Genomic DNA, 13,669 nt, shown 5'->3' with positions numbered 1-13,669 from the left:
GAAGGAGTGATTGGCGTGTCAGATCAACTAAAAAATGTATTACCTCCCGTTATTGACTTGTCAACAAAGGTGCTGATTGTGGGCTCAATGCCTGGAAAACAGTCATTAGAGAAGCAGCAATATTATGGTAACCCACGCAATCACTTTTGGGCAATTATTGGGGAAATAGTAGAGATAGCAATTCCAGATAACTATGAACAAAGGTTGGAGTTGTTAAAGAGTAACCATATTGGTCTTTGGGATACAATAGCATCTTGTGAGCGTAAGGGAAGCTTAGATGCGGCTATTCGTAATGAAAAGCCGAATGATTTTCAAATGCTTTTTGAGCACTATCCTAACATTGAGTTAGTACTTTTTAATGGAGCAAAGGCTTTTGATGTTTTTAAAAGGCATATTGGTTTTGAAGTTTTAGCTGAGCGTGCCTATCAAAAAATGCCCTCAACTAGCCCTATACCTGGTAAAAATATTAAATCTTTTAAGGAAAAGCTCAAGGATTGGCAAGTGATGAGCTCCTATTTACCTAACATAAAATAACCTCTATTGTTGGAGGTTATTTTTACTGCCATGTATTGTAGTAAGACCCCGCTGGACTAAAGAAGAATTTAAAATCATATTTTTCAGCCAATGCACGACTTTTCACTTCATCATTAAATCCAATTGTCATTACCTGTGTACCAAACTTTTCACGAATGTGAACTAATTGCTTCATCATATCCAATGACCATTCATCTTTCCCAACTACCCCATATGTAAAGTCTTCCCACATAATAAAATCTACATATGGAGCAGTATAATCAGCTAGTGTTTGAAAGCCCCAATTTTGTGCAATGGATAGTCCATTATATTGTTGCTTTATCTCTTTAATAAAGGACAGCATTGCTTTATTTTGTGCATGTTGTTCTTTTTCAGGTAAGAAAGAATTAATATTGCCAACTGTATCTAAAAAAACACCATCTAACCCTTTTTGTACAATCTGTGCTTTAATTTCTTCTAGTAAAAGCCCTTGATAATGTGCAGAGGTCATATCCACTAAATAGGAATCCCATTCTGAGAAATACATTTTTTCTCCATGGTCATCCCTATAAAAATCCTCTTCCAGTAATTGATTATATAGCTCTGAATTCCACTTGTCTGCCTCCATAGCATTTATATAACCATACACTAATGTCCCATTGCTTTGAGCCTGATCAATATAATGCTGTTGCATTTCAATAGGCTCCACTATGACTAGGTCAACTTTAGCCATTTCTTTCCCAATTGTTTCATTACCTTTATCTAAATAATATTTGTAATCCTTCACTGCTGCTAGTCTTTCTGAAATACTGATAGATTCAGCTGTATGATTTGTCGAGAAAAAATAGATGCAAATACCCAAGGATAATAGGATTATTGTAATAATAAAAGCAGTTTTTCGCATAAGTTCCCCTCTTCTTGAAATAACTACCTTTTATTATACAAGATTCGTTAGTTGATTTGTTAAGTATCCATTTCGCCTAGGCGTAATTGTAGCTACTGCCGCTACGTTTCGCGCAAAAAACATTTGCTGAATGAAGATAATTGTATCCTCTAGGCTATAGTGCAACAGTTATTCGCCCTTTTTCATATACTGACTTAAGAAAAAGGGGGAGTTTGTATTGTATTATAATCCATATGGGGAAAACTTCCAACGACCAGGTTGGAATGAACCTAATTTTGAGTCATCGTTTGGACCACCTAATTTTGGACCACCAGCAGGTCAAATGCCGATGAGCACACCACCAGGCTTTTCACCACCTATTCCAGCCTGGCAAGTAGGCTCAAGTGGTATCCGCTCCTGCCTATTTAGAAATACGTTTATTTGGATGAATAACGGGAGAAGCTTTTGGTTTTTCCCAACTGCGATAGGGCGGGAGTTTGTAGCAGGTTTTAGATGGAGCAATCGCTATGGCTGGCGCTTCCGTACCATTACTAGAAATAGCATACGTTCCTTTGAATGTTTTAGGTAATATCCATTTCGCCTAGGCGTAATTGTAGCTGCTGCTGCTGCCGCTACGCTTTTGCACAGATAATGAATGAAGATAAATAGTTGGCTTTTAGAAAAATGATGTTACAATGATTGTAACGAAAAATGAAGGGACGATGGGTGGCTAATGAATAACTAATCTTAATTTTTGTACATGAAAAAGTTTTTTCAATGACTCAAAAATAGGATTAGTCTGCCCATTTTCCATAACTATAGTTGTTTCGCTATTAATTTGTTAATGCATAGCTGAGCTTGTTTTTCCTATGTTAAAAAACAGGAAACTGAGCATTTTTAGTAATGGATCACAAAGATAGCATTCAATTATTTGTACATGATAGTGTTGCGACTAATCCTTCCAAAATAATTGGAGGGATTTTTTTGTCCCTCTAAGATAGAGAGGGATGGATACGTATGAAGGAAATTTTGCAATTACAGGATGTTCGATATGAAATTAACGATACAATGATTTTTGACAATGTTTCAGGTGCTGTTAAACAAGGCGAGGTAATTGGCATCATCGGAAGAAATGGTGCAGGTAAATCCACATTATTACAATTGATCTCAGGTTTATTAGAGCCCTCTATGGGACAGCTACGTTGGCTATATTCTGTAAAAGTTGTATATGTCGAGCAAGAGCTGGCTTATTTTGATTTAACGGAGGTTACCACGGGTGAGGCTGATTTACTTGCGAAATGGCGGGTTCCCAACGTACCCTTTTCTACATTAAGTGGTGGAGAAAAGCTGAAAATGCGACTTGCAGAAGGTTTTTCCCAAAACGCCCAGCTACTCTTACTTGATGAACCAACAAATCATCTGGATGAGCAGAGTACGGCTTTATTAATAGAGCAAGTAAAAAATTACACTGGGACAATCATTGTAGTATCCCATGATCGGTATTTTCTAGATGAGATTGCAACAAAAATTTGGTCATTGGAAGAGGGAAAGCTTATTGAGCATAGTGGTAATTATTCGAGCTATATGGAGGCCAAAGAGCATCGAAGGCTAACGCAGCAGCGAGCATTCGAAAAGCAGCAAAAAAATATTGAACGAATAGAGGACCAAATGCAAGCATTAACATCCTGGTCTCAAAAGGCACATGTGCAATCTACAAAGCAAGAGGGATTTAAGGAGTATCATCGTGTCAAAGCAAAGCGAATGGATTCACAAATTAAGTCAAAGAAAAAAAGATTGGAGAAGGAGTTAGCAAAGAATAAGGTCGAAGCAATTGCCCCTGAAGATGAAATACGTTTCACCTTAGGTACAAATCAACGAGTAGGTAAGAGGATGCTAGAAACAAAGCGTTTAAAGATGCGTTTTGAAGAACGGCTACTGTTTCAGGATGTTAATTTGACAGCTAAATTTGGTGATAAAATTGCTATCACGGGAACCAATGGCAGTGGAAAAACGACATTATTAAAAATACTATTAGGTCAGTTAAAGGCTGAGGGAGAGATTTGGATATCTCCTGCAGCAAATATTGGTTATTTAACACAAGAGGTATTTGATCTGCCACTTGAGCAGACACCAGAGCAATTCTTTTATAAAGAAACCTTTGAAGAGCGCGGTAAGGTTAGAAATCTCATGAAGCATTTGGGATTTACCTCAGCACATTGGACTTCACCAATAGGTAAGATGAGTATGGGAGAACGGGTGAAATGCAAACTGATGGCGTATATTATAGAAGATAAAAACGTTCTAGTTTTGGATGAGCCAACAAATCATCTCGATTTACCATCACGTGAACAGCTGGAGAAAACTCTTGCTCAATACAAGGGTACTTTATTTGTAGTATCACATGATCGATATTTTCTTGAAAAGGTGACGAATAGCGTATGGGAGCTATGCCATCAGCGTATCGAGAAAAAATGGAGCGATAATTCTCCCTCAGCAGTTGATACTAAAGAGGCACTACGTTTAACGCTTGAGACAGAAAGACAGGAGATATTAGGAAAGCTGAGTTTTTTAACAGCAAAGAATAAGGAATATGCATTGCTAGATCAAAAATTTAAGGAGCTAACGCAGCGAATTAATGAACTAAAATAAACGTTTATGCCGATAATGGATAGGGAAAAATAAAATAATAAAGCATTTGAAATGGAGGCAATATCATGAAAAAACTACTTTTTGCATTCATGCTATTTAGTTTTACTATCATCAGTGCCTGCTCTGACAGTGATGAAAAAAATAATTCACAACCTGAAAAAGACCTTCCATCACAAGAAAATCAACAACAGGAAGAGCAACAGACAGCTGAAAAGCAGAATGAAAAGCCAGCAACCAATGGCAATAACGATAATACGGTAGCATCCATTACACAGGCGGAAGCTTTAAAGAATATTAAGGATCAGCTTAAAACAAACCTTCCTATTTATTTGCCAGCAAAGCTTCCTATTCCAGAGGGTGCTTTCCTAACGGCGACGACCAAGGCTGAGGACCAACAAGTTGAAATTATATTTTATGAAAGTGAACAGTATTTGCCGATTAATGATATTAAACTTAAAAATCCAGAATCTGCGACAGTGCTTGCACGACTTACTGTGAAGCAATATGGAAGTACCAAAGAAGCCAATGAGCAAATTGCCTTTGAGAACTTTAGTAAAAATGGTGGTCAGGAGGTCGATCTTAGCAATAAGATTAAAGGCTATCAGGATGCTGGCGTTGGTTCCTTATGGACTGGCTGGAATGAGGGAAGATGGGCAATAGCAACTCATACTCGAACAGACAATCCAGATGCTGGTGTAAAGCTTGCAAAGCAGGCAGTTCAGTTTTTGGAAACGCATATGCTTCCGATTCCAAAGCAAAACGGCTCTGCCCATTTAGATGTTTATAAAACAGGAAATTTAATTGTTTGGCAGGATGAAACCCTTGTCTATACGCTGGATACCATAAAAGATCCGCTAAAAGCACTTGAAATAGCAACAGCATTTTATCACTAATTAAAACCCTCCTAGAGCAGAGAATAGCGCTCTAGGAGGGTTTTTGGATCTTGATTTAGAGCAAGATAAAGCTACTCTTTAAAATCCAGACGCAATTACGCTTAAATCTTTTCTATTTCTGCTACAAGCTTTTTATATTCTGTAAACTGTTTCTCCCACTCTTCCATTGGATATTCCTCATGTATCGTTCCATTTAATAAGTCTGACAGTAGGTCCAAGCATATATGCCAGCCAGCTAAATCTTTAGGAGTATGCGCCGTTAATTCACCAATTGATTCTGCCAGTAGAAGTACCGAGCCGTTGTCGGTAGGGGAGAGCTCAAATCTGACCGTATCATTGCCCCAATTAAATTCAAGTACCTCTTTTTCCACATAATCTGTAATCTGGATTTCTAAAAAGAAAGCTGTGCCATCATTCATATTAAAATGGATTTTACCATTTTTCTGTAGATGGATGATTTCTAAATTACTCATCCATTTTTGAAGCTTGTCATTTTCCGTTAAAGCAGCCCAAACCGTCTCCGTTGGATGGGGGAATAAGCGACTGAACTTGACGATATAATGATTTTGTTGTTTTTGAATTGTAGCAAGCATGGGGTAACCTCCTAGTTTTTTAAACTATAAGCATTGATTGTCTATTTTTAAAAGATTCCCTATAAAAGTAATTATATTCACATTTTCTTTTTAAAAAATTGAATTCAATGCTTGCAGTAGTCTTTCTACGCCTTCTTCAATTTCCTCCTGCTTCAAATGTCCATAGCCAATAATTATTCGATTATGATAGTTTCCCTTCGCAATGGCATGATTCTCCACTGGGTATACTTTAACGCCAAATTGTTCGATTTTTAACAATATCTCTTGGGAAAAATGAATGTCTTTAAATTCAGCAACTAAATGCATGCCTGTGGAGTAACCAAGTATCTTTATGTTAGTAGAAAAGGCTTTATGTAAACATTGTATAAGAAAATCACGTTGCCTTTTATAAAATTTCTTCATCTTTCCGATATGGCGTTCCAAGTAGCCTTCGTTTATAAAACGTGCCAGAATAAGTTGTTCTAAAGAGGGTGTATGTAAATCTGTAAACCACTTTAGCTGTCTGCATTTTTCAATAAGATGTGTCGGTAAAACGATATATCCGATGCGTAGTGCAGGAGAGAGAATCTTACTAAAGGACCCAATATACAGTACATGTTCTGGATCTAAACCTTGTAAGGAGCTTATGGGTAAGCCCTCATAGCGAAATTCACTATCATAATCATCTTCAATCAAATAACAGTGCTGATTTCTTGCATATTGGACTAATTGAATTCTGCGCTGTATTGGTAATGTCCCACCTAACGGAAATTGGTGTGAGGGTGTGAGAAATATAAATTTTGGCTCTATGTTTTCTGGCAATAATGCAGTTTTCATTCCATCTTCATCAACAGGGATGGGATAAATCGTAGCACCAGAGGATGTAAAGATTGTTTGAATATCATTCGTAATAGGATCTTCCATTATGGCTATGTCATTTGGCGACAAAAGTAATCTAGATACTAACGTCATTGCCTGTGTAGCACCAGACGTTATGATGATTTGCTCTGGATGACAATGTACTCCCCTCGTTCTCTTCAAATAATAAGCCAGGGTTTGTCTTAATTCTAGACGACCCTCAGGTAAATCATAGCCCAAATTCGTTGATTCGCTATCATTCCACAGCTGATGTGAGAGCTTTGCCCAGATTTTGCGTGGAAAAAGGTCTAATGCTGGAATTCCTGAACGAAAATTAATGATGCCATTCTCTGCATATTTATGATCGACTTTCTGTATTTCATGTGAGGGATCTGTCCTAGTTAAAGAGGCCCCCTCTGCAACAAATGTACCCGAACCTCTCTGTGCAACTAAAAAACCTTCAGCTAAAAGTTGGTCATAAGCCTCCAATATGACATTTCTTGAAACGTTTAGCTCAGTAGAAAGCTCCCGGGTTGATGCTAACCTTACGCCTGCTTGTAGTTCGCCGTTTAAAATTTTTTCACGAATTTGCTGATAGACTTGCCGATTTAAAGGTAAAGCTGAAGAACGGTCAATCGGTATCCATAACACTGTATTTCGCCCCCTCTTAAAATTGGTACCTTAAAAGTTTCTATAAAGTGGCTCTACAGCTACCAATTTTACCATGTTAAAGTACTGACAAATAGCAATGAGGAGGAATAAAGATGAAAAATGTGGAGGAATTAGTGATACAGGCCTTAAAATTAGCAGCAAGAAATGAGCAAATGAAGCATACTGTTCAGCAATCAGCAGAACTTTATCCGTTATTATGGAAGGCGGCTAAACGTTATGTTACTGGGGAGAAGAGACAGGAGGCGCTAAGAATTGCTCAGGATTTTATCTCAAAGGATTATCAAACATCACTAGAATTCATAGGAGAAAATACAAAGGATGTTGCTGAATGTCAAAAGGCGAAGGAGGAGCTTTTACAGCTTATAGAGGACACTGGAGCACTTTCATTCAACCAAACTGTATCTTTTGATTTATCCCATATTGGCCTTTCAGTAAACGCAAATCTTGCCTATACACATTTACAGGAGCTTGCAGAGAAAGCACAGCAATATGGTATTTCATTGATGATTAGTATGGAGGAGTCCTCCAAGACGAGTAGTATAATCGAAGTCTATAAAAAAATAGCTATGCAATATCCGAATATAGGGATTACGCTACAAGCTCATCTTTATCGTACAGAAGAGGATATTCAACAGTTGACCCAATATCCGGGAAGAATAAGGCTGGTAAAAGGCGCTTTTCAGGAGTCAGACGATATTGCGCTAACAAGGTCAAGGAAATTAAACGAACGTTATCTTCATTTTGTTGAACAATTAATAGAAGCAAAGCATCCAATTTCAATTGCAACACATGATAAGGCGCTTATTCTCGAAATGGAGAAGCGTCGATACTTTCAACAGCCAAATGTGGAGATAGAGATGTTATATGGTGTACAGCCAGCGTTGTTACAGCAATTAAAAAAGAACGGATACCCATGCAGAGTTTATTTGACGTATGGAACTGAGTGGTTTTTGTACCTATGCCACCGTATTGCAGAATATCCAGAAAATTTATATCTTGCCGTAACAGATATAATTAATCCTTCAATCTTAGAAAATAGTGAGGATTATTGAATACGCAAATGTGGGCAAGTGGAAAAGTTATACTCGCGATGACTATTGTTGGTAGCTCGGTTGTAGCAGGTAAGCTCATCATACAAAGCTTTCCTGTATTTTTAGCAAATGAACTGAGATTTCTTGTTGCATCTGCTGTTCTAGTACCTTTATGGATGAAAGTAGAGGGTTTTTCAGTGCTAGCTAAAAAAGATTATTTATCGATCTTCCTACAGGCATTGTTTGGTGTCTTTCTGTTTAATGTTCTAATGCTTAATGGTCTTTCACTAACCTCAGCAATCGAGGCTGGTATTATTACAAGTACACTACCAGCTTTTACTGCTGCTCTGTCAGTTTTCCTATTAAAGGAGCATTTGACGAGATATATCGGGCTTGGTGTACTAATGGCTGTTTTTGGAACAGTATTAATAAATATTACTAGCATATCTACGATAGATTTGACCTCATTAGCCGGTAATCTTCTTATTTTGGGAGCTATTTGTTGTGAATCCTTATTTATTATATTAGGAAAATCTCACTCTAAGCGAGTAAGTGCCCTCACTGTTGCTACAATGGTAAGCTGCTTTGGAGCAGTGTTGTTTTTTCCTTTTGCTATAGCCGAAAGTCGTTCCTTTGCTTTTAAAGAAGTGACTTTTGCTGAATGGGGGTTAGTAGTCTATTTTGGAATCATTGTAACCGTGCTGGCATTTATTCTTATGCAGCAAGGGCTTGCAAGGATTTCTGCAACATCAGCGGGCATCCTAACAAGCTTTTTACCGATTAGTAGCATCGTGTTATCCTCGTTATTTTTAGGTGAAAATATTTCATTCCTACAATGCGGAGGATTTGTATTTATTTTAGGAGCTCTTTATTTGCTGTCTAAGCCATCAACACAGATTGGATAACCTGAGTTAACCGCTTGTGAAGGTGAATAAAGTATTTCATGGTGACATATTTTCCGTTACTATTGTTAAAAAAGGAGGGATTTTCTTGACGTATCAGCAAGCTTTAGCACAATATATTACAGCTACGAATTCCCATGATTTTAATAATGTAAAGGAAATATTGCATCCACAGGCGGTCTATTGGTTTACCGATAAAACATGCACTACCTTAGAGGATATAGGTAATTACTTTAATCACGCATGGCAGGTAATCGAGCAAGAGATATATTCGGCAACCGATGTACAATGGCTTACGGTGGATGGAAAATCAGCTACCTGTATTTATACATACCATTATGAGGGTTACCATAAGGGGAATTTTATATCAGGTAGCGGAAGGGCTACAAATATATTTATAAAAGAAAATGATAAATGGAAGTTAATTCATGAGCATCTAAGTAGTTAAGATTTTTACTATAACTTGAATAAGCAACAACGAAATGATGAGTGTTAGTAGTATTTTTGCTGCCTTCGTGGGTATTTTTGGTAAAACTAAAAGCCCCAGCTGTGAGCCAATAATAGAGCCTACTGCCATCGCAATCGCATATTTCCATTGTATAAAACCAGATTGATAAAAGACTAAAAATGCCCCTGTACAGCTTCCAAACAGAAGCACGCGCGTAAGCTGTACAGCCTTTATGTAAGAATAGTGCTGGCGTAAATAGTGTATTATGCTGAAGGTGGAAGAGCCAGGACCAAAACCACCATCATATACCGCAATTAAAAATGGCTGCCATAATAGATAGCCTTGTTTTGTCTCATTTTCGTCTGACTGTGCAGCCCATTCTATTCTTTTTAACGTTAGAAACAAAACGAGAATGAGTAGTAGACAAGCTATCATATTCATGATCTGCTCTGACATGGCGATTGTTAGAAGTGCCCCGCAAACACCTCCAGTAAATGCAATAGTGACATATTTCAGAATAGAAGCTAGACGAAGCTCCTGCTGATAAAGAAGGTAGAAGATACTAGATAATGCAGCAATGCCTGTAGAAAATTTATTTGTGGCAATACCGGTATGTATAGGTATACCCACAAGCATCATGGCTGGGATTGTTATAAGCCCGCCACCCCCAGCAAGGGTCCCAATAAAGGCAGCGATCATTCCTATACTAACGAGTGTTAATGAAAGCCTCGTATAAAAAAGTCCAATTACAATGATAAGCGTGACGATTAAAATAAAAGATTTTTTCATATGCATCTCCTTTCGCTTTGCTAGTTAAAGGGTAGATGGAATTGATTGATAAATCTAATATATTATTTTTGGATTTGTATAAATATAATATATAAATTAAATTTTGTAGCTCTATAAGCTGTGAGGAGATCAGCTTTCAATTCCTAGCTGCTTAGAGGCAGAAATGCATGTCCACTTGGATAAAATAAATAATTTCATTACTATAGTAATGAATGGAAGAATATTTTTGAAATAGAGTGTAGAGGAGATTCACTATGCAGCAACATGTCTATCAAAACATCGATCTTGGTTCAGAAAGCGTACTGACACGATGAAGCATTTAAAAACAGAAGTAGAGTTAAAACACTTAATTGCAGCAGATCGTTGGATGATGGAAATCATAGCTACTGTGGAGAGGTTAGAGCTACCAGATTCCTGGATTTGTGCTGGATTTATTCGTTCAAAGGTGTGGGATTATCTTCATCATTATGAAAGTAGAACACCTTTAGGTGATATTGATGTGATATATTTTGATAAAGCGAATCTTTCAGAAAAAGATGAGAAAAAGTATGAACAAAAACTAAGGGAATATTTACAGAATGAGCCGTGGTCTGTGAAAAATCAGGCAAGAATGCATGTAGTGAATAATACTAAACCCTATCAGTCTTCAATAGATGGAGTTGCTCATTTTCCTGAAACGCCAACAGCTATTGGTATAAGGCTTAATAATGGAATTCTTGAAATTGCTGCTCCCTATGGAATTCAGCATTTAATTTCTGGGATTGTCGCTCCTACACCATATTTTCAAAAAGACACGCCAATGCATGAAATTTATAAGCGCAGAATTCAGCAGAAAAATTGGACATCCATTTGGCCAAAGCTGCAGATTGCTTACGATTAGGAAGGGGATATAGTGTTTGTATTACGATAAAAATCAAATACTCATTCATTATGAAAAATCTCTACAATTTGTGGAAGGTTTATTGCATCTGACGGAGGAACAATGGCGTTCACCTATTGAACCTGGAAAATGGACAGTAGCAGAAGTAATTGGACATCTTACTCCATGGGATGAATTCGTGTACCAGCAACGACTACCGTATCTTTTGGCTGATGAAATTCTACCAAAGGGACCAAATGCTGAAGATATAAATACACATGCCGCAAAGGAAAGTCGATTAAAAAGCAAGGAGGAAACAATCGAACAATTTTTACAAAGCAGAAATTTACTAATGGGTGCAATTCAACAAATAGAAGACCAGAAATGGCCGCAATCATTGAAAATAGGTGTTTCTGAATTAACGTTATTAAGTTACTTTACGGGTTTAATAGATCATGATCTTCATCATTTTTCAAAAATCCAAAATGTTTTAAAAAATGTGGGAGCTGAAAAATGGATATCAAGCATTTAATTAACTACTATGCACATGTAAATGTGAAATTTACGGATATCTTTACAAATAAGATGAAGCCTGGTCAAATTGATAGAGGACGAACAACCGCCCCTGGGAAGTGTGGTCTAGTTGTTCCACTTTCAGGAAGGGCAAGCTTTAGTTTTAATGGTGCACCATACACAATGGCGCCAGGTATGGTTATACATGCAGGACCTCAAATGCCGATTGAAATTAAGGTTATTGGTGATCAAATATGGGAATATGCAGTGGTCCATTATTCTATCCCTTTAGAAGAAACAAATAAATATCCTTTAGCGAATCAGCATTTTTTAATCGATACAGGCTATCATACAAAAATTATAGATTATGTCCAACAATTAATAGAGAGTCAATCATTGCCGGGAAATATGGCACTATTGAAGTCTAAAACGTTATTTATGAATTTGCTAGAGACTATTCTTATTTCGGCAAAAGTGAAGATTCTTGATACAGCAAGTGACATTATGGAGCAAGCTATGCAGTATATAAATGAAAACTACGCTAAGCAAATATCAGTTTCAAAGATAGCCGAGGAATTCGGTGTAGAGCGTCGCAGATTTGCTTATTTATTTGAGCAACATACGGGTATGAATCCTAGCACATACTTAACAGAATACCGAATGCGGAGAGCGAAGGATTTATTGGAGTATCACGATACTACGATTGCGGAGATAGCAGAATGTGTAGGCTACTTGGATTGCTTTTATTTTAGCCGAGTTTTCAAAAAATGTACGGGAATGTCCCCGACGGCCTATCGGAAAACAATGATGGAGGAAGCTAAATATGTATAGAAAGCTATTTCTTGAAAAAGAAATAGCTTTTTCTGTGAAATAAAAACGGCAAAAGTCCATGTGATTCATGAAATTATCCATTCACATCTGTTTTTCTCTTTGTTAGGATAATATCCGTAAATGATAATCAGTATCAATTAAATGACTGATTTCTATTGACTTATAGATGAAAACGATTATCATTATCAATAGAGAGTTATAGGGAGAGAATATAAATGAATAAATATTTTAAAATGTGTGCGCCTGCTTTAATAGCTTTATCCTTGGCAGCATGTGGATCAGATAAGGTAGAAGAGTCAAATGCATCTTCAAATAATGCAGCAGAAACAAGCGCGACAGAATCACAAACAAATAAGGCCAAAACTCAGACAATCTCTTATTTAGGAGAAAAATATGAACTTCCTGCTAAAGTGAATAACATTGTAGCAGCAAGCTTAGAGTCCATGGAGGATGCTGCAATGCTTGGTATTAAGCCAGTTGGGGTACTTGAAATTGGTGGCAAAGTTCCTTCATATCTTGCTTCTGAATTTGAGGGTGCTAAGCTTGTGGGGAACAAAATGGAACCGAATGTGGAAGCCATCCTTAATCTTGATCCAGATGTAATTATAGGTACTTCCAAGTTCCCTGAGGAAACTGCTGAAAAGCTTAACAAAATTCAGACGATGATTCCATATTCACATATCTCTACAAACTGGAAGGAAAACTTCACTTTACTTGCACAGCTTACTGGTAAAGAAGGTGATGCAAAAAAAATCATTGCCGATTATGATGCCAAGGTGGCTGATGCACAGGCTAAATCGAAAGAGCAACTTACGGACAAACAAGTATTAGTTATTCGAGTCCGTGGCGGAGTAATGTATATTTATCCAGCAGGCGTTTACTTAAATCCAGTTTTATATGAGGATTTAGGGGCACCAATTCCTGAAATTCTTAAAACAACAAAAGCTCAGGCTGAACTTTCACTTGAAACATTAGCGCAGGTAAATCCAGACGCAATTTTCCTTCAGTTTGAGGAATCAGAAAATGCAGATGCACCAAAAGCATTAGAGGATTTACAAAAGAATCCGATTTTTGAAAGCTTAAAGGCATCACAAAATCATCAAATTTTCGTGAATGCAATTGATCCGTTAGCTCAGGGTGGTACAGCTTGGTCTAAAGTGAAATTCCTGGATATTGCAGTAGAAAAATTACTTAAATAGTTTTAACGAGGCTGGTAATAGATTTGGTGGCATCACCAGGCTATTTCCAGCCTTTTA

General features: G+C 37.3%; 15 protein-coding genes. 11 read left to right on the top strand and 4 right to left on the bottom strand.

Annotated elements, in window-relative coordinates; all coding sequences use genetic code 11:
- The first annotated feature begins 15 nt into the window (after positions 1 to 15).
- Positions 16 to 534 (top strand): DNA-deoxyinosine glycosylase, encoded by a 519-nt coding sequence (locus tag AC2CGN_RS14255; protein WP_484514536.1) that lies wholly within the window; start codon positions 16 to 18, stop codon positions 532 to 534.
- Between the two features lie 22 nt (positions 535 to 556).
- On the opposite strand, the gene AC2CGN_RS14250 is transcribed toward AC2CGN_RS14255, so the two are convergent.
- The gene (locus AC2CGN_RS14250) at positions 557 to 1,417 is read right to left on the bottom strand and encodes an endo alpha-1,4 polygalactosaminidase (RefSeq protein WP_484514534.1); all 861 of its coding nucleotides are present in this window, start codon (positions 1,415 to 1,417) and stop codon (positions 557 to 559) included.
- A 217-nt stretch (positions 1,418 to 1,634) separates the two neighbouring features.
- Here AC2CGN_RS14250 and AC2CGN_RS14245 point away from each other — a divergent pair, with 217 nt between their 5' ends.
- From AC2CGN_RS14245 to AC2CGN_RS14235, 3 genes are all read left to right on the top strand, one after another.
- Positions 1,635 to 1,985: a hypothetical protein gene (locus AC2CGN_RS14245; protein ID WP_429983330.1), complete on the top strand. Its 351-nt coding sequence runs from the start codon at positions 1,635 to 1,637 to the stop codon at positions 1,983 to 1,985.
- Between the two features lie 428 nt (positions 1,986 to 2,413).
- Positions 2,414 to 4,045 (top strand): ribosomal protection-like ABC-F family protein, encoded by a 1,632-nt coding sequence (gene abc-f, locus AC2CGN_RS14240; RefSeq protein ID WP_429988237.1) that lies wholly within the window; start codon positions 2,414 to 2,416, stop codon positions 4,043 to 4,045.
- Between the two features lie 65 nt (positions 4,046 to 4,110).
- Complete coding sequence (locus AC2CGN_RS14235; RefSeq protein ID WP_429983328.1) at positions 4,111 to 4,938, top strand: hypothetical protein; 828 nt, start codon at positions 4,111 to 4,113, stop codon at positions 4,936 to 4,938.
- Between the two features lie 101 nt (positions 4,939 to 5,039).
- On the opposite strand, the gene AC2CGN_RS14230 is transcribed toward AC2CGN_RS14235, so the two are convergent.
- Both AC2CGN_RS14230 and pdxR read right to left on the bottom strand, forming a co-directional pair.
- A complete protein-coding gene (locus tag AC2CGN_RS14230) occupies positions 5,040 to 5,531 on the bottom strand; it encodes an SRPBCC family protein (RefSeq protein ID WP_484514531.1) in 492 nt (163 codons plus the stop codon).
- Positions 5,532 to 5,621: 90 nt separating this feature from the next.
- Positions 5,622 to 7,019 (bottom strand): MocR-like pyridoxine biosynthesis transcription factor PdxR, encoded by a 1,398-nt coding sequence (pdxR, locus tag AC2CGN_RS14225; RefSeq protein ID WP_484514529.1) that lies wholly within the window; start codon positions 7,017 to 7,019, stop codon positions 5,622 to 5,624.
- Positions 7,020 to 7,132: 113 nt separating this feature from the next.
- Here pdxR and AC2CGN_RS14220 point away from each other — a divergent pair, with 113 nt between their 5' ends.
- From AC2CGN_RS14220 to AC2CGN_RS14210, 3 genes are all read left to right on the top strand, one after another.
- Positions 7,133 to 8,092 carry a proline dehydrogenase family protein gene (locus AC2CGN_RS14220; RefSeq protein ID WP_429989439.1) on the top strand — a complete coding sequence of 320 codons (960 nt, stop codon included), beginning with the start codon at positions 7,133 to 7,135 and terminating at the stop codon, positions 8,090 to 8,092.
- A gap of 8 nt (positions 8,093 to 8,100) precedes the next feature.
- The gene (locus tag AC2CGN_RS14215; RefSeq protein WP_484514527.1) at positions 8,101 to 8,976 is read left to right on the top strand and encodes a DMT family transporter; all 876 of its coding nucleotides are present in this window, start codon (positions 8,101 to 8,103) and stop codon (positions 8,974 to 8,976) included.
- Positions 8,977 to 9,061: 85 nt separating this feature from the next.
- A complete protein-coding gene (locus tag AC2CGN_RS14210) occupies positions 9,062 to 9,421 on the top strand; it encodes a YybH family protein (RefSeq protein WP_286923432.1) in 360 nt (119 codons plus the stop codon).
- Here the strand turns inward: AC2CGN_RS14210 and AC2CGN_RS14205 are convergent.
- Positions 9,410 to 10,210: a sulfite exporter TauE/SafE family protein gene (locus AC2CGN_RS14205; RefSeq protein WP_484514525.1), complete on the bottom strand. Its 801-nt coding sequence runs from the start codon at positions 10,208 to 10,210 to the stop codon at positions 9,410 to 9,412. The genes AC2CGN_RS14210 and AC2CGN_RS14205 overlap by 12 nt on opposite strands.
- 310 nt (positions 10,211 to 10,520) lie before the next feature.
- On the opposite strand from AC2CGN_RS14205, the gene AC2CGN_RS14200 reads away from it, so the two are divergent.
- The 4 genes from AC2CGN_RS14200 to AC2CGN_RS14185 all read left to right on the top strand — a co-directional run bounded on the left by AC2CGN_RS14200 (position 10,521) and on the right by AC2CGN_RS14185 (position 13,612).
- Positions 10,521 to 11,090: a nucleotidyltransferase family protein gene (locus AC2CGN_RS14200; RefSeq protein WP_429988233.1), complete on the top strand. Its 570-nt coding sequence runs from the start codon at positions 10,521 to 10,523 to the stop codon at positions 11,088 to 11,090.
- 16 nt (positions 11,091 to 11,106) lie between these two features.
- Entirely contained in the window at positions 11,107 to 11,601 is a 495-nt protein-coding gene (locus tag AC2CGN_RS14195) for a DinB family protein (protein WP_484514523.1), read from the top strand.
- On the top strand, positions 11,583 to 12,413 hold the full coding sequence (locus tag AC2CGN_RS14190) for an AraC family transcriptional regulator (protein ID WP_484514521.1): 831 nt from the start codon (positions 11,583 to 11,585) through the stop codon (positions 12,411 to 12,413). Before AC2CGN_RS14195 ends, AC2CGN_RS14190 begins: the two co-directional genes overlap by 19 nt.
- A 215-nt stretch (positions 12,414 to 12,628) precedes the next feature.
- On the top strand, positions 12,629 to 13,612 hold the full coding sequence (locus AC2CGN_RS14185) for an ABC transporter substrate-binding protein (protein WP_429983319.1): 984 nt from the start codon (positions 12,629 to 12,631) through the stop codon (positions 13,610 to 13,612).
- Positions 13,613 to 13,669 lie beyond the last annotated feature (57 nt).

It is taken from the genome of Lysinibacillus sp. DFXJR4, from assembly GCF_057196045.1.
Note: the sequence above shows the minus strand (reverse complement) of the source record. Positions and strands in the feature narration are given on the sequence as shown.